At 45.0% G+C, this 20,234-nt stretch carries 18 protein-coding genes and 1 other RNA gene; 17 read left to right on the plus strand and 2 right to left on the minus strand.

The genetic code is table 11. From position 1 onward, the window contains the following. Positions 1-77 precede the first annotated feature (77 nt). From KCX82_RS06860 to KCX82_RS06890, 7 genes are all read left to right on the plus strand, one after another. Positions 78-854, plus strand: a complete 777-nt coding sequence (locus KCX82_RS06860) for an ABC transporter ATP-binding protein (RefSeq protein WP_227017708.1) — start codon at positions 78-80, stop codon at positions 852-854. Further along, positions 847-1,554: an ABC transporter ATP-binding protein gene (locus KCX82_RS06865; protein WP_227017709.1), complete on the plus strand. Its 708-nt coding sequence runs from the start codon at positions 847-849 to the stop codon at positions 1,552-1,554. Before KCX82_RS06860 ends, KCX82_RS06865 begins: the two co-directional genes overlap by 8 nt. Further along, entirely contained in the window at positions 1,517-2,455 is a 939-nt protein-coding gene (locus KCX82_RS06870) for a branched-chain amino acid ABC transporter permease (RefSeq protein WP_227017710.1), read from the plus strand. The genes KCX82_RS06865 and KCX82_RS06870 overlap by 38 nt, the downstream gene beginning before the upstream one ends. Continuing rightward, the gene (locus tag KCX82_RS06875; RefSeq protein ID WP_227017711.1) at positions 2,455-3,630 is read left to right on the plus strand and encodes a branched-chain amino acid ABC transporter permease; all 1,176 of its coding nucleotides are present in this window, start codon (positions 2,455-2,457) and stop codon (positions 3,628-3,630) included. Before KCX82_RS06870 ends, KCX82_RS06875 begins: the two co-directional genes overlap by 1 nt. After that, a complete protein-coding gene (locus tag KCX82_RS06880) occupies positions 3,627-4,799 on the plus strand; it encodes an ABC transporter substrate-binding protein (RefSeq protein ID WP_227017712.1) in 1,173 nt (390 codons plus the stop codon). The genes KCX82_RS06875 and KCX82_RS06880 overlap by 4 nt, the downstream gene beginning before the upstream one ends. Before the next feature lie 56 nt (positions 4,800-4,855). Further along, positions 4,856-5,623, plus strand: coding sequence for a creatininase family protein (locus tag KCX82_RS06885; protein WP_227017713.1), 768 nt, complete (start codon positions 4,856-4,858; stop codon positions 5,621-5,623). A 98-nt stretch (positions 5,624-5,721) separates the two neighbouring features. Next, positions 5,722-6,267, plus strand: a complete 546-nt coding sequence (locus KCX82_RS06890; protein WP_227017714.1) for an N-acetylmuramoyl-L-alanine amidase — start codon at positions 5,722-5,724, stop codon at positions 6,265-6,267. Between the two features lie 108 nt (positions 6,268-6,375). Here the strand turns inward: KCX82_RS06890 and KCX82_RS06895 are convergent, their stop codons facing one another. Next, positions 6,376-7,314, minus strand: a complete 939-nt coding sequence (locus KCX82_RS06895) for an AEC family transporter (protein ID WP_227017715.1) — start codon at positions 7,312-7,314, stop codon at positions 6,376-6,378. Positions 7,315-7,328: 14 nt separating this feature from the next. Continuing rightward, positions 7,329-8,114, minus strand: coding sequence for an HpcH/HpaI aldolase family protein (locus KCX82_RS06900; protein ID WP_227017716.1), 786 nt, complete (start codon positions 8,112-8,114; stop codon positions 7,329-7,331). A 246-nt stretch (positions 8,115-8,360) separates the two neighbouring features. Here KCX82_RS06900 and KCX82_RS06905 point away from each other — a divergent pair, with 246 nt between their 5' ends. The 10 genes from KCX82_RS06905 to recR all read left to right on the plus strand — a co-directional run bounded on the left by KCX82_RS06905 (position 8,361) and on the right by recR (position 20,076). Next, positions 8,361-10,400, plus strand: a complete 2,040-nt coding sequence (locus tag KCX82_RS06905; RefSeq protein WP_227017717.1) for a sigma 54-interacting transcriptional regulator — start codon at positions 8,361-8,363, stop codon at positions 10,398-10,400. A gap of 424 nt (positions 10,401-10,824) precedes the next feature. Beyond that, complete coding sequence (gene ilvD / locus KCX82_RS06910) at positions 10,825-12,510, plus strand: dihydroxy-acid dehydratase (protein ID WP_227017718.1); 1,686 nt, start codon at positions 10,825-10,827, stop codon at positions 12,508-12,510. A 91-nt stretch (positions 12,511-12,601) separates the two neighbouring features. Next, on the plus strand, positions 12,602-13,585 hold the full coding sequence (locus tag KCX82_RS06915; RefSeq protein ID WP_227017719.1) for a tripartite tricarboxylate transporter substrate binding protein: 984 nt from the start codon (positions 12,602-12,604) through the stop codon (positions 13,583-13,585). 90 nt (positions 13,586-13,675) lie between these two features. Further along, positions 13,676-14,119: a tripartite tricarboxylate transporter TctB family protein gene (locus tag KCX82_RS06920; RefSeq protein ID WP_227017720.1), complete on the plus strand. Its 444-nt coding sequence runs from the start codon at positions 13,676-13,678 to the stop codon at positions 14,117-14,119. A 15-nt stretch (positions 14,120-14,134) separates the two neighbouring features. Then, positions 14,135-15,628 carry a tripartite tricarboxylate transporter permease gene (locus KCX82_RS06925; RefSeq protein WP_227017721.1) on the plus strand — a complete coding sequence of 498 codons (1,494 nt, stop codon included), beginning with the start codon at positions 14,135-14,137 and terminating at the stop codon, positions 15,626-15,628. A gap of 139 nt (positions 15,629-15,767) precedes the next feature. Continuing rightward, positions 15,768-16,763, plus strand: coding sequence for an AIR synthase family protein (locus tag KCX82_RS06930; RefSeq protein WP_227017722.1), 996 nt, complete (start codon positions 15,768-15,770; stop codon positions 16,761-16,763). A 576-nt stretch (positions 16,764-17,339) separates the two neighbouring features. Beyond that, an RNA gene (ffs, locus tag KCX82_RS06935) (signal recognition particle sRNA small type) lies at positions 17,340-17,439 on the plus strand. Positions 17,440-17,508: 69 nt separating this feature from the next. Continuing rightward, positions 17,509-19,095 carry a DNA polymerase III subunit gamma/tau gene (gene dnaX, locus KCX82_RS06940; RefSeq protein ID WP_227017723.1) on the plus strand — a complete coding sequence of 529 codons (1,587 nt, stop codon included), beginning with the start codon at positions 17,509-17,511 and terminating at the stop codon, positions 19,093-19,095. A gap of 12 nt (positions 19,096-19,107) precedes the next feature. After that, a complete protein-coding gene (locus KCX82_RS06945) occupies positions 19,108-19,467 on the plus strand; it encodes a YbaB/EbfC family nucleoid-associated protein (protein WP_227017724.1) in 360 nt (119 codons plus the stop codon). A 9-nt stretch (positions 19,468-19,476) separates the two neighbouring features. Beyond that, the gene (gene recR / locus KCX82_RS06950) at positions 19,477-20,076 is read left to right on the plus strand and encodes a recombination mediator RecR (RefSeq protein WP_227017725.1); all 600 of its coding nucleotides are present in this window, start codon (positions 19,477-19,479) and stop codon (positions 20,074-20,076) included. Positions 20,077-20,234: the final 158 nt, after the last annotated feature.

The following is a 20,234-nucleotide window of genomic DNA, read 5'->3' on the forward strand; positions in this document are numbered from 1 at the left end:
AGAAAAAACTTGGCCTAAAAATAACAGCTTGGATATATAATGTACAAACATTATTTTTCTGAAAGGGGAAAGAAAAAATGCCTGAATTGCTGACGGTGAACGGACTTGAAAAGAATTTTAAAGGATTGAAGGCGGTAAACGGCTTTTCGGCTAAGCTTTCCGAGAATCAGATCTATGGCTTGATAGGCACAAACGGAGCCGGGAAAACCACGGTTATCAATATGCTTTCGGGAGTCCTGAAACCATCTGCAGGGTCTGTTTTCTTTCGGGGAATAGAGATTACGGGAGAGAGGCCGGATAAAATCGCCAAATTGGGAATTTTGAGAACCTATCAAAATCTTCGTCTCTTTAAAAAGGTATCTGTCCTTCAGAACGTGATGATCGGTGCACAGATTGATAAATCCTATTCCAATATAGAGGCAATCTTAGGGATGACAAGGTTCCGGCAGGAAGAAAGGAAGCTGGAAGAGAAGGCGCTGAATATGCTGGAGCTTATGGGCATTGAAGATTATGCAAAGGAAAGAGCCGATTCTCTGCCTTACGGAGCCCAGAGAAAATTGGAGATCGCCCGAATATTGGCGGCTTCTCCGAAACTTTTGCTTCTGGATGAGCCTGCCGCAGGCCTCAATCCTCAGGAGAGCCTGGAACTGGTGCAGAGACTGAAAAAGATTCGGGAAGAATTCGAGTTGGCCATTTTGCTCATTGAACACGATATGAAGGTTGTCATGAGCCTGTGTGAATATATATACGCAATGGCTGCAGGGCAGATTATTGCGGAAGGAGAACCGAAAGTGATCCGAGAAGATCCTAAGGTTATCGAGGCATATCTGGGGAGGGCAAAAAAAGATGCTTGAGATTCAGGATTTGAGTGTGAAATATGATACGATCCGAGTCATTCATGGAGTCTCCATGAATATCAAAAAAGGAGAATTGGTGTCTCTGATCGGCGCTAACGGAGCCGGGAAATCCACCATCCTAAAAGCTATATCCGGACTGATAAAAGCAGAAACCGGAAGTATTTGCTTTTTAGGAAAGGAAATTACGAAACTTCCAAGCCATGGCATCGTTTCCGGCGGCATTGTACAGGTGCCGGAGGGCAGGCAGATCTTTACCCGTATGACCATTGAAGAAAACCTGAAGCTGGGAGCTTATTTGCAAAGAAATAAAAAAGTAATCGCTCAAAATTTTGAAAGAGCCATCACCTTATTTCCCATTCTGAAGGAACGGCTTCGCCAGCTTGCGGGCACCTTGTCCGGAGGCGAGCAGCAGATGCTTGCCATCGGAAGGGCCTTGCTCAGCAATCCGAAATTGCTTTTGCTGGATGAGCCATCTATGGGATTATCACCTTTGATGACCCAGCAGGTTTTTGACACCTTAAAAATATTGAAGCAGGAAGGAATCACGATGCTTCTGGTGGAACAGAATGCTTACGATGCCCTGGAAATCTCCGATCGTACCTATATTTTGGAAACCGGAAGCATCGTCATGGAAGGGAAAAGCAGCGATCTGATAGAAGATGCCAACGTCAAAAGAGCGTATCTGGGAGGTGATTGAAATAGAGGAGTTTACCTATTTTTTCAGCCAGTTAGTCAATGGGTTAAAGCTGGGAAGTGTATATGCCATGGTGGCCATCGGGTATTCCATGGTATATGGCATTCTGAGACTGATAAACTTTGCCCATGGAGATATCATGACGGTAGGAGTCTATACCATATTAGTGTTATCTACGGCATTCGGCATGCCCCTTTGGGCAACTGTCATCATCTCTGTGATCATAGCCGTCTGTGTCGGACTCACTGCGGAACGGGTGGCCTATCGTCCCCTGCGTACAGCAGGCGAGGAGACCACGTTGATTTCATCTCTGGCAGTTTCCATCTTTCTGCAGAATCTGATGGTGATGATATTTTCACCCCAGCGAAAGGCTTTTCATTTGCCCGATTCTCTGTCCTATCTTCATAGCTTCGGTACGGTAAAGCTTTCTACCATGAATATAATCACCTTCATTGCCGTGTTTCTTATCCTGCTGATCCTGTCCTATATAATAAAAAATACAAGAATAGGAATGGCGATGAGAGCCTGCTCCGACAACATGAATGCATCCAGACTGATGGGAATCAACATTACCACAGTCATTGTCACCGCCTTTGCCATCGGTTCCGGGCTGGCGGCCTTGTCAGGACTGATGCTGGCAGGGGAATATAAAACCATTGATCCGCTGATGGGATTTGTTCCGGGCTTAAAGGCTTTCTGTGCAGCAGTTCTCGGAGGCATCGGCAGTCTTAGCGGGGCGGTTCTGGGAGGATTTGTTCTTGGTATTGCGGAGATGCTTTTCGCAGGACTCATGCCGACGGAAATTACGCCCTACAGGGATGCCTTTGTCTTTATTCTGCTGATTGTTGTATTGCTCATACGTCCCAACGGAATTTTAGGAACGAAGGATGGAGGGCGAAGCTGATGAGATTGCGGGACAGCGACTTGTTTAAACTGATAATCTTCGTATTATTGCCGCTGGCAGTCATCGTTCTATGCGGAAGAAACAGCAGTAATTATTATGCAGGACTCATCAATCTTTTCGGAATTAATATCATACTGGTGGCCAGCCTGAATCTGGTCAACGGTTTCTCCGGGATGTTTTCCATGGGTCATGCCGCCTTTATGGCTATTGGCGCCTATGCTTCCGCCATGCTGACTTTATCTGCAGAGCAAAAAATGATCGCCATGCCGGGACTTCCGGAATGGCTGATCAGCCTGAACCTGCCGTTTCCGTTAGCGCTGCTCCTTGGCGGCACCCTGGCGGCAGCCACGGCGCTGCTGATCGGTTTCCCCGTTCTGCGGTTTAAAGGTCATTACCTTTCCGTGGCTACCATAGGGCTTATTGTTATCGTCAGAGCGGTTCTGGATAATGAGGATCAGCTGACAAACGGAGCCAGGGGTGTTACCGGTCTTCCCGACTACGCCTCCACCTGGGTAATATTCTCAACAGCAATTCTTTGCCTGTTTATCCTGTATCGTCTGATCAAAAGCGCTTACGGGCGCGGACTTGCGGCAATGAGAGATGATGATACGGCGGCACAAACTCTGGGCATTCACCTTACGGTCAAAAAAATTTCGGCATTCTGCATCAGTGCTTTTATGGCGGGTGTGGCCGGAGGGCTTTGGGGCCATATGCAAAGTGTTATATCGGCAAAGTTTTTCTATATCGATACCAGCTTTAAAATAGTGGAAACTTCCATTATCGGGGGCATGTCTTCCTTAAGCGGCGCTGTAGTGGGCTCTTTTTTGATGACATTTCTTCCGGAATTTCTGGCTCCTTTGGAAAATGGAGCAACTTTTTTTGGGGTACGGCTTCCGGAGCTTTACGGAGCATCCAATCTGATTATTGCAGTACTTCTCATTCTCATCATTATATTCCGGCGCCAGGGAATCATGGGGTACAGTGAAATCATTCTTGAGTCCATCTTTTCAAGAAGGACCTACAGCAGTTTGCTGAAAAAATCGGAATACATCAACCTTTGTATCATATTCAAAAATAAGGCAGTGGGGCTGATCCATCTGCCTGCTGAGGTGACTGGCAGGTTATCGAAGAAATTCGGTACTGACCATAATAAGAGAGAGGAGATAAGAAAATGAAAAGGTTTCGCAAAATAATGGCAATGCTGTTGGCGTTCGCTATGATCTTTTCCTTTGCTGCCTGCGGGGGCGGGGAAAAAGAACCGGCAGAAGAAACCATCAATATCGGAGCGCTGTACAATCTGACAGGGGGTCAGGCATCTCTTGATCAGCCATCCTACAACGGTTTCAAGCTTGCTGCGGATCAAATTAATGCCAATGGCGGAATTAACGGAAAGCTGATCAATGTGGTGTCCTACGACGGAAAAACCGAACAAACTACGGTAGCCAACAATACCAAAAAGATGATCGATGTAGACAAGTGCGTCGTCGTTGCAGGCTTATCAGATTCCAACTATGCGCTGGCAGCAGGGAACATATGCCAGGAGAAGGGCATTCCGTTTATTACCTCCGGCGCTACCTTGCCTACGCTGCCCGACCAAGTGGGGGATTTTGCATTTCTCGCTCCCTTTGGAGATAACGTGCAGGCTTATGCTGCCGCAGATTATGCCTTCGATGATCTGGGTCTGAAAAAGTGCTATCTTTTAACCGACCAATCCATGGAATTTACCAAGACTCTGGCCCATTTCTTTGAAGAAAGGTATACGGCCAACGGCGGGGAAATTGTGCTGAAGGATAATTACATGAACAAGGATCCTGATTTTTCCGCTCAGATCGATCGTTTTATAGCGAATAAGGGCGGTGCCGAAATCATATTCATCTCCGGTGTGCCCGATGATGCCGGTGTGGTGGTCAAACAGCTCCGCGACAAAGGCGTTACCCTTCCCATCATCAGCGGAGACGGATTCGATACGCCGCTGCTCATTGAGATTGCGGGAGATGCTGCAAACGATACCTATGTAGGAACCCATGCTTCTCTGGATAACCAGGATCCTTTGATGCAGGATTTCATTGCGGCCTATAAAGAAGCCTACGGTGTTGCACCTGAAAATGCTTTTGCCGGACTCGGCTATGATACGATGTACCTCATTGCCGATGCCTTATCCCGTGCTTCAGATCCTGCAGATCCTGCAGCCATTCGGGATGCCATCGCCGCTACGGAGGGCTTAAAAGGAGTGACCGGTACCGTAACCTACGAGAACGGAAGCCACGTTCCGACGAAATCTGTTACCATAAATAAGGTAGAAGACGGCAAATTCGTATTTATGAAGGAAGTCTTCCTGAAATAGCAATGAAAAAAACAATATCTGTAAGAGAAGGTTTGGAAAGGGAGAGGTAACATCACATGGCAAATCATGAATTGTTAAAACTAACGGCAAATCAGGTGCTCAACGGAAATTATGACAAGGTGATCCTGGCCATCGGCTCCTGTGAGGCCCATGGAATGCATTTGGCGGAAGGTACGGATACGCTGGTATCCTATCAATTGTCCTGCCTGGTGGCAGACCGGGTGGAAGGCATGCTGGTGCTGCCTCCCGTCAATGTGGGCTACAGCGGCCACTATGACTCTTTTCCGTTCACGCTGACCTTAGGCTATGATACGGTAACCCAGGTGATTTATGATATTATGGAATCCGTTTTAAGAAACGGAATTACCAGAATCTTTCTGATGAACGGACATGACGGTAATATTGCACCCATGGAAATTGCTTCGCGAAAAATAAAGGAAAAATATCCGGAGGCAAGAATTGCCTCTCTGCCCCAATGGTGGGTAACGGCAGGCGAGCTCCTTCCGCCGGACACTTTCGAGGTATGGAACGGTTTGGGCCATGCGGGAGAAGGAGAAACCTCCATTGCCTATCATTTGTTTCCCCAGTGGTGTGAAAAGGACCAGGCCCATTGCGTGGTACCGGATTCTCTGCCGGAAAAGATTGAAATCAAATGGGACTTTTCGGAATTGACCAATACGGCAAATACCGGTGATGCAACGAAAGGGACTGCCGAAAAAGGAAAAAAAATGACGCATGCCCTTGTTGACTGCATTGTGGATGCCATTCAAAAGCTGGATGTAGTGAATTGGGATTATCGTACAACGGCAGTCAGAGAAAAATGAATCAAATCACAGCTCTCAGGGAGAACCCATAACAAATCACAACTCTCCAGGGGGGATCATAATATGAATGGATCATGAAAAAAGGAGGGAGTATTCCCATGCCTACCATTTATTTGGATCCCTCAACGGATGAGACAAATACCTTTGTTGGCGGCGGCAGTGAAGAGGAGTATATGAATCGGATCGCAGATGCCATGGTCCCTTATTTAAGGCTTGCCGGAATTAATTTTGTCAGAAATAATCCCAATGATACAGTGGAAGATATCATACGGCAATCCAATAGTGAGCCTTTCGACCTGCATCTTTCCTTACGTACTGAGCCCACTATGGAGGCTCTGCACGGACCTATCATATACTACAATATGTTCAGTCCTGACGGGCAGTCCATCGCTTATAAAATAGCCAGAAGTCTCTGGATTATTTATCCTGAGCCGGAATATGTCAATATCGTACCTACGGCAACCGAAGATGTCATTATTCGCACCAGAGCACTTGCTGTGATTGTGGATCTTGGGAATAACAAAAACCCGGAAGACGCAGAATGGATCCGCGAAAATATTTTTCGGATTGCAAGAATTCTAGTGCTGGCCTTGACGGATTTCTTCAATATCCCCTTGGATGCAAGCCGCCCCATAGCACCCTAATTAACATAGCTGTTTAGAATGGGTTTCAGCGAGAACCCATTCTATTAAAATTCTATATTGCCTTTTGGAGCTGACATAATCTGAACGGCAGCTCCTGAATCCTAGCACCTATATCAATCCAATCTGCTTGAGAACAAAGATCCAGAGAAATATAGTAAAGCAGGAAATCAAGGTAGTAAATGCTATGATTTCCGATGCAAGATCCGCATCACTGCCCATTTGTTTTGCCATAGGAAAGGATGCTACCGCTGTAGGTGCTGCAAATACTATCATAATTGTAGCCAGTTCTATATTTCTGAAACCTGTAAAAATGGCTGATGTCACAAATATTAACGGCATGACGGCCAGTTTCACTATGATTGATAAGATGAGATTACGAGAATTCTCCTTCACCACGGTAATCTGGAAAGCCGCACCCATAATAACAAGAGCCAGGGGAGTGGCTATATCGGCCAGTCCGGATACAGCACTCTCGAGAAAATAAGGTATTGGAATTTTCAGGAACAAGAAGCCCATTCCGATGAATGAAGCTATAATTAATGGATTTTTTACAATTCCTGCAAGAACTTCTCTGATGGAAATGCGGCAGCCTCTGAAGAGTTCCAATGTAATAACGGATAGAATGTTATAGGCAGGAACAACAATGGCAATGGCCATACTTGTAATTCCTGCGCCTTCGGTTCCAAAGAGGTTGATTACCAAAGGCAGTCCGAAAAGAATAAAGTTGCTGCGAAACATTCCCTGAATCATAGCTCCCCTTTTCTGAGCGTATTTTTCTGCCTTTACGCCTATGAGGATAGCCAAAAGCCACATCAAGAGGATGCCCCCAAATATATAAAACATCAATTTAGGCTGAAGTGCCATGTCGATATCAGTTTTATAAATATTATAAAAAAGCAGAGTCGGCATAAAGACCTTGAACACAAGATTATTAACCTGACTCTGGGAGGTTTCGCTTAACAACCCTCTCAAGCGTATGCAATAGCCCAGAACCATCCAGATGAACATGGGGATCACGGCGTTAAATGATATTATAAGATTTTCCATTAGCCTACCCCATATTACTTGTTTGTCCTGTCTTTTTGAGAATGATTGTTTTGAAATTCTGCCTGAAATTCTTTTACGGAAGTCGCTGCAAGCTTTGCAAGATCCGTTGCGTCAGACATAAAATAAACTAAACTGTAACCACGTGCATATAATTTTTTCGCAGTATGGATATCAGGTGCAATGGTTCCTAAAAACTTGCCGGCTTTTTTTGTACCTTCTTCGATTTTTCTGATAGCACTCTGCACCTCCGGTGCCGCAGGATTTGCCAGAAACCCCATAGAGGTAGACAAATCTGAAGGACCGATAAAGATTCCGTCTACTCCTTCTACTGAAGCGATGTCATCAATATTGTCAACTCCTTCGGGAGTTTCAATAGCAACCATAACTAAAATATCCTGATTGGCGCGCTCGTAGTATTCAGACTTGTTTAAACTGAAATTCACTGCCCTCTGACTTCCTGCAATTCCCCGAAAACCCTGAGGTGCATATTTACAGGATTTAACGGCATATTCCGCTTCTTCTTTTGTTGAAACATAGGGGATATGAATTCCATATGCACCTGCGTCAAGAACACGTTTACACCAAACCATATCATTCCAAGGTACTCTGACAAAAGGAACACAATCAGTGCCTTTTGTGGCTTGTATTAAAGTTATTAAAGTGGACATGTCTATAGGAGCATGTTCCATGTCGATTACAAGGACCTCAAAACCGGCCTCTGCTAATATTTCTGCACTCAGATTGCTTCCGAGCTGTGCCCAAGCTGCAGAAACAGGTTCTTGATGTTTTAATTTATTCATTATTGTATGATCAAAAAAATTTCGACTCATCTTTCTTACCTCTTTCATTCATTCGTTATTATTACGTTTATTACACGCAAAAAAGCACCTGGCCAAAGCGGTGCATTATAATTATAGGCGAAATCATGATTTTCTTTAGCATAGTATATATGATCGGATTAGTCAAGCAGCTAAAAAAACAAAAGGTTTGCGAAATGATACCAAATGAAATAAAATGAAACGAAGTGAATTCCTGAGGAGGTAAAAATGATTAATATTGCTATGATGTTTCCGTGGAGCGGATTCTTCCATGTTGCTGAGGAGGTCATCAGAGCCGATAAAGACTCTAACAGAAAGAATCAAATCGCTGTTCATGACGGGGAAGATATTGAATATACAGTGGAAGAAATCCTAGTTCCTAATAATATTGTAGATATGGAAAAAATAAAGGATATTGATGTGATTATATCACGTGGAATTACCGCAGCAATCATAAAAAGACAGGTGGGAGACATCCCGGTGGTTGAGATTCCGGTAGTTGGAAACGATCTGGTAAGGAGTTTGTTTGAGGCGAAAAAACGATATGGTAATTACAAAACCGGCGTAATAGGCAGTGAACGTATGATTTACGGTGTAGAAGGCATGGCAGAAATAGTGGGAATGGAACTTCGCCCTTACTTCAGACAAACCCCGGATGATGCAAAGGAAAGGGTGGACGAGGCTATTGCAGATGGCTGCAAGATCATAGTAGGAGGAGTGAAAAGCTGCTCCTATGCAGAAGAAATGGGGCTTTGTGCATTAGTGATCAGAACTGGAAAGGAAGCATTCTGGCAGGCGCTGAGAGAAGCAAAGCGTGCGGCGCAGATTTCACTGGTAGAGCAGGCTAAAGCAAAGAGGGTTCAGGCTATTCTGGATTATGCACAAAGCGGTATTCTGGAAGTTGATAACAACGGTTATCTAACTGTATGCAATGTTACTGCCCAGGAAATGCTGGGTCTTGACAATGATGCTATAGGCAAACCCGTGAAATCTGTTATCCAGCAGGGAATGCTTTTGGAATTAATTGAAAAAAAAGAGCCTTGCAAGGATGAACTGGTGAAATACGGAAATATAACAATGACTGTAAATCTTGCTGAGGTTAAGGTTAAGAACAAAGCAACCGGTCTGGTTGTAACCTCGGAGGATATCACGCGGGTTCAACAGATGGAAGGAGTCATCCGTAAAAAAATCAATACAAAGGGTTATGTTGCAAAGCATAACTTTGACAGCATCATTGGAAAGAGCGAGGCGATTCTTGAAACCATTGAAAATGCCAAACGGTTTGCCGTGGTTGATTCGGATGTATTGATATTAGGAAACTCAGGTACAGGAAAAGAGCTTTTCGCACAGAGTATTCACAATTTCAGTAATCGGAACATGGGACCCTTTGTCGCCATTAACTGTGCAGCGATTCAGGCGAATCTTTTGGAAAGTGAGTTGTTCGGGTATGTTGAGGGAGCGTTTACCGGCGCCATGAAGGGCGGAAAGCAAGGACTCTTTGAGCAGGCTCATGGCGGGACTATATTCCTTGATGAAATTGCAGAAATGCCTATCGATTTGCAGAGCAAGCTGCTAAGGGTACTGGAGGAGCGGGAGGTCATGCGGCTGGGAGATGATAAAATTATTCCGATAGACATTCGTGTTGTTGCAGCTACAAATAAAAAACTCAGTGACTTTGTAAAGAAGAATTTATTCAGGGAAGATCTGTATTATCGATTGGATGTATTAACCATCAAGTTGCCAGATCTGTCGGAAAGGGGTAAGGATGTCTCGCTGATCGCTGACCACTTTATCAATAAATATGGAGTGTACTATGGCATGCCTAATATCATTATGATGGACAATGCCAAAGAGGTGCTGGAGAAGGCGGAATGGAAAGGAAATGTACGGCAGTTGAAAAATATCTGCACAAGAGCAATCGTACTGAATAAAAGCGGTATCATTGATGCAAATGAAATGAGTCGCTTACTGCAAGCTGCCGATTGCTGCGTATCCGAAGACTCTCGAAACGTAAAACGGCCGATACTGATGGATAAAGAAGATGCTGATAGGAAGGAAGAGAGCCTTACTCTCACAGAACATGCTATAGATGGGATAGAAGATATTTTTGCAAATTGTGTAAACAGAGAAGAGAGATTTGAAGCCGCCAGGATTATGAATGCCTTGGAGCTTTGCAATTATAATAGAACCGGTGCGCTGGAAATGCTTGGGATGAGTAGGGCGACACTATGGCGAAAAATGAAAAAGTATTGGCCTCAAATGAAGTAAGGCAGAGATACTGCTGATTAAGTGTTGTACTTGGTAAGGTTAAATAAAATGAATAATGATTAAATATAATGAAACAAAATGATGCAATAGGAAACGTGAACCTGCCTGGCACAAATTATTTAGGGTTTAAAAAATAAAAAAATAAAGTAATTTATTATCTTCATTTAAAATATTTTGACCGAATATAGTTATGTGGAAAAAACCTGTGAAAGGCAGTGCTTTGAATCAGTACGGCAACATTAACAGTAAAATCCGGTTAAGAATTTTTTATAAATCTGCTAAATACTGCGAGTTTATTTTAAATTTTGGCGCAGCTTTTGCTATAACAATTCTTGTGGCCATACGATTACAGGCGAAAATCAGGGTGGCGTTAAGCAGCACTGATTGTAATCATGATTTAGACACAAGGAGGAAGAAAGCAAGAATGAATGAAAAATCTTACCGCAGCAGGGATGTTGTGGAAGGTCCTGAGCATGCGGGTAACAGAGCTCATTTAAAATGTGTGGGACTCATTGAAGACGAATTAGAAAGACCTTTTATCGGTGTTGTTAACACCTTTAATGAAATGCATCCGGGGCATATGCATCTGCAGGAGCTTTCGCAGGCAGTAAAAGACGGTATCAGAAGAGAAGGCGGTATTCCTTTTGAGTTCAATACCATAGCAATATGCGATGGTATCACTCAGGGGAATATAGGAATGTGTTCGGTGCTGCCCAGCAGAGATGTTATTGTGGACTCAATTGAGGTGACGGCGGAAGCACAGCGCCTGGATGGAATTGTTATCATTGCGACGTGCGATAAGATTGTTCCGGCAGCTATCATGGCAGTGGGAAGGCTGAATATTCCGGCGGTCATCCTTTGCGGCGGTGTCATGCTTTCGGGTCGATACAAAGGAAGGAATCTTGCAATCCACCAGATCAGAGAAGTTAGTGCGCAGATTTCTACAGGCGGTGTTTCTGAAGAGGAACTGAAGGTAATGGAAGAAGCTATCTGCCCCACTGCGGGTGGATGTTCCATGCTTGGGACAGCAAATACCATGGCTTGTCTTGCAGAAGCGCTGGGATTGACCATACCTGGAAGTTCTACTACTCCAGCGGTATATTCCAGAAAGAAACGGGAAGCAAAGCTATCCGGAATTACTGTGGTCAGGCTTGTTAAGGAGGATATAAAGCCCAGGGATATTGTTACGAAAGCTTCCGTTGAGAATATGCTGACAATTAATATGGCAATCGGAGGTTCAACAAATACGACACTTCATATTCCGGCAATTGCCTCTGAATTTGGATATAAGGTAACTCCCCGGGATTTTGAAAGAGTGAGCAGGTCGACTCCTCACCTTGCCAATGTGAAGCCTTCCGGTAAATATGCCATGCAGGAGTTTGATGAAGCTGGCGGCGTTCCTGCGGTTATACAGGAATTAGGAGAAAAACATTTAGACTTAAAGGTAATGACTGTGAATGGAATTACCTTAGGCCAGTACCCAGTAAATAGGCAGTCCATCATTGATGATATCATTACAACACTGGATAAGCCTCTTCATGAGGAAGGCAGTATTGCAATACTGCAAGGTAATCTTGCTCCTGAGGGTGCAGTTTGCAAACAGTCTGCAATTGTAGAGAATATGAAAGTCCATACAGGACCCGCCAGAGTGTATGAATCTCAGGAAGATGCCATTGATGCAATGAAGAAGGGCGAGATTCAGGAAGGGGACGTCATAGTCATAAGATATGAAGGGCCAAAGGGCGGGCCTGGTATGAGAGAAATGCATGCCGCAACTACTGCTCTGGTTGGTATGGGACTTAGCACAAGCACCGCGCTGATCACAGATGGCAGATTCTCTGGTGCCTCCAGGGGGCCTCTCATTGGACACATTTCTCCGGAGGCGGCAGCAGGAGGTCCTATCGCTTTGATTAAAAACGGCGACATGATCCATATCGACATCCCTAAAAGAGAGATCTCAGTTGCATTAAGCAGCGAAGAACTTACGGAAAGAAGAAAAACATGGCAGCCGCTTCCGCCAAAAGCTGTTGGGAAATATCTGACAAGGTACAGTAATTTAGTTGGAAGCGTATGGGACGGTGCACAACTTGGTGACGGCTCAAAGATATGATATTTGAGAATCGCTATTGATAATCAGTAAATGGAATAGAAAAGAGAAGAAAGGGAGTAAAGAAGAAATGAAAAAATTGATCGCAATAATTATGACAATTACGTTACTGGCAGCAGTTTTGGCAGGCTGCAGTAGCAAAAAAGAAGCAGGCGGTGACGCAAAAGCGCAAAGTGTTGAATTCCCGACAAAATCCATTAATATGATTGTAGGTTACAGTGCTGGCGGCTCCACTGACATCTTCGCCAGACTAGTTGCTAAGTATCTGGAAGACTTGTGGGGACAGACCGTCGTGGTTACAAATGTAAACGGCGGCGGTGGTGCGATAGGCTTTACCCAGACTCTTCAGAATAAGCCGGACGGATATACAGTGACTATTTCAAACGGTGCATCTTTAACAATTGGAGCTTCGGGCAATGTAGATTTTACCTACCAGGATTTCGATAATTTGGGCAGAATGATTATAGAAGATGAAGTTCTCCTTGTGTCAAAAGATTCCCCTTATACCAGTCTGCAGGATTTAATTGAGGATGCTAAGACAAATCCGGGGAAATTAAAAGTTGGTTTTGCAGGCCTTGGTGGATTTACTCATCTTGCAGCAGCAAAATTTATCAACGATACCGGCATGAAGGTAGGTAATATCGGATACGGCAGCGGTTCTGAGGCTGTTGTTGGTGTAATGGGAGACTTCGTGGATTTCTGTATGCAGCAGCCTGGAGAATTTGCTTCTCAATTTGAAGCAGGTGAATTAAAGGCACTTGCAATTATGTCTGATGAAAGACATCCTAGTGATGCTCTTGCCAATATTCCCACAGCCAAAGAACAGGGCGTCGATTTTGCTACTTATCAGTGGAGAGGAATTTCTGCTCCTAAGGGTCTTCCGGAAGAAGTAAAAACAAAATGGGAGGAAGCTTTGACAGAAATTGCAAACAACCCGGAATTCCAGGCTGAAGTAGAAGAAATCCTCCTGGCAAGAGTAGATTGTATAACGGGAGATGAATTTGAATCCTGGCTGGATTCTGAGGATGCATGGATCAGTCCTTTGATGAAGGAACTTGGATTGACTGAAGAAAAATAAATGTAAGGTTCATCCTTTCGAATAAATTGAAGGGAAGCCGGCCTTGACCGCCTTCTCTTCGTTGAAAAGAATTAGTAAGGAGTTTCAGGTATGCGTAAAGCAAACATTATTGCCTCTACGGTTCTGATTTTAATCTCGGGTTTTTTATGGACACGGGTTAATGTTATAAAAGAGGCTGGGTATGAAGTGATTGGCTCAAAGGTCTTCCCTCATGCTGTTCTGTTTCTGATTATCATTGCTTCCATCACTGTGATTGGCATGACTCTCAAAAATAAAGAGGAGTCCGGCACAGCCTTTGCGACGAAGGCACAGTTTATCAGAACTTTTGTTACTTTTGTGCTGTTTGTTCTCTACATAGCAGCATTGGAATATGTTGGATTTGCTATATCCAACATCGCATTTTTGTTTGTATTATCATCCTTCTTTTATGGAAAAACAGACAAAGGTCTTATAAAAATTGCAATATTCTCTGTAATTGCAACAATAGCGCTATACTATCTATTTAATAATTTTTTTGGAGTATTATTGCCATAAAGAAAGGAGAAGACAATGTCAAGTTTATTATTAGGACTGGAGACTGCATTTCAGCCTGAGGCAATGCTGTTTACTATTCTGGGAACAGTATTGGGCATTATTTTCGGAGCACTGCCGGGATTGACATCCACCATGGCGGTGGCGCTTTTGATTCCGGTTACCTTTGGTCTGGGACCGGTGGCAGGTATGGGAATGCTGGTAGGTGCTTTTTGCGGAGGGACTGCTGGCGGTTCGGTTTCTGCAACGCTGCTTCGGATTCCAGGTACTCCATCCTCCATATGTACCACTTTTGATGCCTTCCCTATGGCTCAGAAAGGACAAGCCGGGCTTGCCTTGGGAACCTCGGTAATCTGCTCTTTTATCGGTGGGATTTTCAGTTTGCTTGTCTTATCCCTGCTGGCACCTCAACTTGCACGGTTTGCTCTGAAATTTGGGCCTTTGGAATATTTTTCGCTGGCAATTTTAGGGCTTACCATTATAGCCAGCATCTCTGGAGAATCCATGATAAAGGGACTCCTGGCAGGCCTTATAGGGGTTTTTGCTTCTTTTGTGGGCATTGATCAAGTGACCGGAATGTCAAGACTGACCTTCGGCAATGCCAACCTTCTCAGTGGGTTAAGTCTATTGCCGGTACTCATTGGATTGTTTGCTATCTCCCAAGCTTTTAGCGAGGCAGAAAAAGTTGGCGAGGAAAAACCTGCGGAACTTTCGGTAAAGGGAAAGGTTAAGGGTGAATTTCCCAAGTTTAGCCTTTTGGTTTCCAAGTGGAAGATTCTCCTCAGTTCCTCGATGATTGGAACTCTTGTTGGAATCCTTCCCGGCGCAGGCGGGAGCATTGCTTCCTTTGTGGCATACGATCAGGCTAAGAGAATGTCGAAGGAACCTGACACCTTTGGGAGCGGAAATATTGAGGGTGTTGTTGCGTCCGAAACAAGCAATAATGCCATGACAGGAGGTGCGCTGGTGCCAATGCTTGCTCTAGGCATTCCTGGGGATACCTGTACTGCGGTAATGTTGGGAGGCTTGCTGATACATGGGCTAAGACCAGGACCATTACTTTTCAAGGACAGCATGGACGTGGTCTATGGTATCTTTTTTGCTTTGCTTTTGGCTAATGTAGCAATGCTTATTTTTCAGTTCGTGGGAATCAGATTATTTGTAAAAATTATGAAGGTTCCGCGACACCTTTTGACTCCGTTGGTGCTGGTTCTGTGTACCATCGGCGCATATGGTGCAAGTTCAAACCTTTTTGATGTTAAGGTTATGCTTCTTTTTGGTGTCATCGGATATTTTGCTACCAAACTGGGATACGGTGTGGCACCAATCGTATTAGGCTTCATTCTCGGATCTATGGCAGAGCTGCAACTGAGAAGAGGTGCGGAAATGTATTCCGGCATCAGCGTGCTGGTAGAGCGTCCTATCTCACTGATTCTACTGATTGCAAGTGTTTTGCTGCTGGCAGTTCCTATCTGGCGGAAATATAAAGTAAAAAAGGTTAAAATAGCATAATGTCATAATCTTCACTGGCCAGCGCCTGAAAGCGCTGGCTTTTACTATACATTCGTCGCAGGAAAACAATTGATAGAGTGTAGTAATTTATCGGCAAAAAAGGTATAATAAGATCATTAAATGTTGGAAGGTGAGAACCATGCTAAAACCCGGAAAGCTTGACAGTAAATTATTAGAGAAAATCGTATTTCAAAATATAACCTTTAAGCGTCCTGAAATCCTCACAAGGCCCGGAATCGGAGAAGACTGCGCCGTAGCGGATTTCGGAGATTATGAATGTGTTCTGTCCACTGATCCTATAACAGGTGCTGTCTCTGAAATCGGCAGCCTTGCAGTACATATTTCCTGCAATGATGTGGCCTCCAACGGCGTAGAGCCTCTGGGCATTCTCCTGACAGTTTTATTACCGGTAGGAACCACTGAGGAAGATATTGAGCTCATTATGAAACAGGCCGGTAAAGCATCGGAAGAGGTTGGAGTGGAGATCATCGGAGGGCATACGGAAATAACGCCGGCAGTGGTAAAACCCGTGATCATTTCAACCGCCCTGGGCAAGGCCAAGAAGGGTGCTTCCCAAAAGGCAGAAAGCATGCAGCCCGGTGATTATATTCTCATAACCAAACAGGCAGGCTTGGAAGGAACCGGTATTCTTGCAGCAGACTTCAAAGATTCCTTGAAGAGCGTTCTTACTGAGGAAGAATTGGAGTCGGCTCTTCGTATGCTGGAGCAGGTGAGTGTGGTGAAGGAAGGCGTGCTTGCAGGAGCCATCGGCACTCATGGTATGCACGATATCACGGAAGGCGGAATTCTAGGCGCAGTCTGGGAAATGTGCGAAATTGCCAAACTAGGCGCTGAGGTTTGGCTTGAGAAGATTCCGGTCGCCGAGGTCACCGCAAAAATCTGCAGGCACTTTGGCTTGGATTATCTGAGGCTGATTTCCAGCGGATGTATGCTGATCATGGTTCAGCCTGAAAAAAAAGAGCAGATGATGAAGACATTGTCCGAGGCCGGAATTTTAGTGTCCTGCATAGGCAGGATAAAAACCAGGGGGGAAGGTATTTGCCTTGCAGTGGATGGAGAACTGCAGCCCATTGATCCCCCTGCCAGCGACGAACTATACAAGGTCATTTCTTAGCGTCAGGGCCAGCGGAGCTGGCAATGACGCTTAGAAATGCCAGTCCAGGGCCGTGGCAGTTCTCAACAATGAAGGAATAGAACTGCAGGCATCGGGCAAGGTCATTTGCCGGGAGCAGGGCCAGCGGAGCTGGCAATGACGCTTAGAAATGCCAGTCCAGGGCCGTGGCAGTTCTCAACAATGAAGGAATAGAACTGCAGGCATCGGGCAAGGTCATTTGCCGGGAGCAGGGCCAGCGGAGCTGGCAATGACGCTTAGAAATGCCAGTCCAGGGCCGTGGCAGTTCTCAACAATGAAGGAATAGAACTGCAGGCATCGGGCAAGGTCATTTGCCGGGAGCAGGGCCAGCGGAGCTGGCAATGACGCTTAGAAATGCCAGTCCAGGGCCGTGGCAGTTCTCAACAATGAAGGAATAGAACTGCAGGCATCGGGCAAGGTCATTTGCCGGGAGCAGGGCCAGCGGAGCTTTTTATGACGGTTAGAAATACCAGCTTTCTATAGCAGATAAAAATATTGACTTTATCAATTAAAATAAATATAATAATAGGGTGCCTTTTAGTAGCTTCGCCTGGCATGGTTTGGGTCCTGCGCAATAAGAATCTGTGAACCTCGTCAGGTCCGGAAGGAAGCAGCGATAAGCGGAACCTCTTATGTGCCGCAGACAAGCCTTCTCCATCGCCTGCGAAGCTGCTAAAGGGCACTTTTTATGCAAAGGATTTTTCGTACTGATAGTAGGAGACGGAATATGTATACAGCTCTTTACCGCTCTTTTCGTCCTGAAACCTTTGATGCTGTTTTAGGCCAGGAGCATATCGTAAAAATATTAAGAAATCAGATTAAAACAGAAACCACCGGACATGCCTATTTATTCTGTGGAACCAGGGGTACCGGGAAGACAACTACGGCAAGACTTCTGGCAAAAGGTGTCAACTGTTTAAGCAGTGATCATGATAAACCCTGCGGTCAATGCGCCCATTGCCTGAGCATCAAGGACGGTACTTTTATGGATGTCATTGAAATAGATGCGGCATCCAATAACGGTGTGGAAAATATCAGGGAACTTCGGGAGAGTGTGAAATATCCGCCGGTTGCGGGGAAATGCAAGGTCTATATTATCGATGAAGTTCATATGCTGTCTACCGGAGCTTTCAATGCTCTGCTGAAGACGCTGGAAGAACCGCCGGAGCGGGTAATGTTTATTTTGGCTACCACTGAGGTGCAAAAGCTTCCGGCAACGATCCTGTCCAGATGCCTGCGGCTGGATTTTAAAAGAATACCGGAGCAAATTCTGAAACAGGGTATGAGAGAAATCTGCGGTACAATCGGAGTCAAAATATCCGATGCTGCCCTGGGCCTTATTGCAGCCAATGCGGACGGTTCCGTAAGGGATGCGCTAAGTCTTTTGGATCAGTGCATTTCCACAGGAGAACAATCGGTAACCAGAGAAGCGGTTTTGGAGCTTTTGGGTACAGCCGGAGAGGAAATCTTTGTGGAAATGACCGATTTGATCCTTGGACACCAGGTGGCGGAAGCCCTTCTTCTTTTGGATAAGGTCATTGCAGACGGGAAAGATGTCCGTCAGTTTATGAAGGATTGGGTCTCTCATTTCAGAAGCTTGCTGATGACCAAGTTTATAAAAAATCCCGAGGACATATTGAATATGTCCTGTGAAAACGTGGAACGGGTGCGAAGGCAGAGTGAGCAGACAGATTTGTCCTTTATCAATGATTGTATCATAAAAATTTCACAGACTTTATCAGAAGCAAAATGGTCAACGCAGCCGAGGATTTTACTGGAACTCTGCGTGGTGAAGCTGGCAACGGGTGAGGAAGCCTATCCTGTCCCTCGGGAGCAGCCCCGCCGGCAAGTAAGCATGCAGTCTAAGACGGGTAAGCCTGTGCAGGAACTGTCCGGAGTATCTGAGGAGAAAAAGACTGAAAACCGCATGGAGGTCTCTAATAATAACCAAGGAGAAGGCTCTCCTCTAAAACCGGCAGGGCTTGAAGATATGGATTATTCGTCGCTCTGGCATGCAGTTTTTGAAGACGGGGAAAGCTTAAAAAGCAGTTTCAATCTTCTTCGCTTAGGCACAAAGCTGAAAGAGGTCGGAAATCAAAGCTTTATCATAGAAGCAACCAGTGACCTGATTTTAAAATATGCACAGGAAAACGCTGCGGATCTTGAACGGATCATGGAAAAGCATATCGGCAGAAAACTTCGGATGGAGTGTTTGGTCTGCTCTGATGAGGGAAGAAGAGAAGAAGAAAAAACGGCAGAAGAGCTGGCGGATGAAATCGGTAATAAATTTGGAATTAACATAGAAATACAATAGGAGGTAGGAACAATGGGAAAAGGCATGAGAGCCGGGAAAAAGCCAAGTGCCGGAGGCGGTGCAGGCAATATGCAGAAGCAGATTCAGCAGATGCAGCAGATGCAAAGAAGGATGGAGCAAATGCAGGCTGAACTGGAAACCAAAGAAGTGGAAGCCACCGCAGGCGGAGGTGCTGTAAGCGTGACCGCCAACGGAAAAAAAGAAATTGTCAAGGTAGTCATTAAGCCGGAGGTTGTTGATCCGGATGATGTGGAAATGCTGCAGGATCTTATCATGGTTGCTGCAAATGAAGCGCTGCGTCAGATTGAAGAAATGTCCCAGAGCGAGATGAGCAAGCTGACCGGAGGACTCTCTATTCCTGGCATGATGTAAGGGTCCCCTATGAAGAATTATGCAAAACCACTGAGCAATTTAATTGGTGAACTGTCAAAGCTGCCGGGAATCGGAGGCAAAACAGCCCAAAGGCTGGCATTTCATATTCTGGCATTGGAAGATAAAGAGGCGGCGGCTATAGCCGAAGCGATTCTTGATGCAAAGAGGAATATGAAATATTGTTCCGTCTGCGGCAATCTTACTGATGTAGATCCGTGCAGAATCTGTACCGACCCGGGAAGGGATCAAAGCATTATTTGTGTTGTGGAAAGCCCGAGAGACGTCAGCGCCATGGAAAGAATGAAAGAATTCCATGGGTTGTATCATGTTCTCCACGGCGCCATTTCCCCTATGGATGGTATCGGACCTGAGGATATCAATCTGAAGCAGTTGATCATCAGATTACAGCAAAATGATATTCGGGAGGTCATTCTTGCTACGAATCCCAACATTGAAGGGGAAGCAACCGCCATGTATACGGCACGCCTGATCAAGCCCTCCGGAATCAAGGTTTCCAGAATCGCCCACGGGATTCCCGTAGGGGGGGATCTGGAATATGCGGATGAAATCACGTTATCCAAAGCCATGGAAGGCAGAAGAGAGCTGTAGTACCAAATATTTAACCAGTCTGACAGCAATAACCAAAAACAGCTTATGAAAGAAATAAATCATGGAATGAGGTTGCAGCAACGCCCATCTCCATGATTTTTTTAATGGAGAAATAAAATCAACAAAATTTTATAGTAAAGATTGAAAGATAAAATTTT

The organism is Sinanaerobacter chloroacetimidivorans (assembly GCF_018128545.1).
GTDB lineage: Bacteria > Bacillota > Clostridia > Peptostreptococcales > Anaerovoracaceae > Sinanaerobacter > Sinanaerobacter chloroacetimidivorans.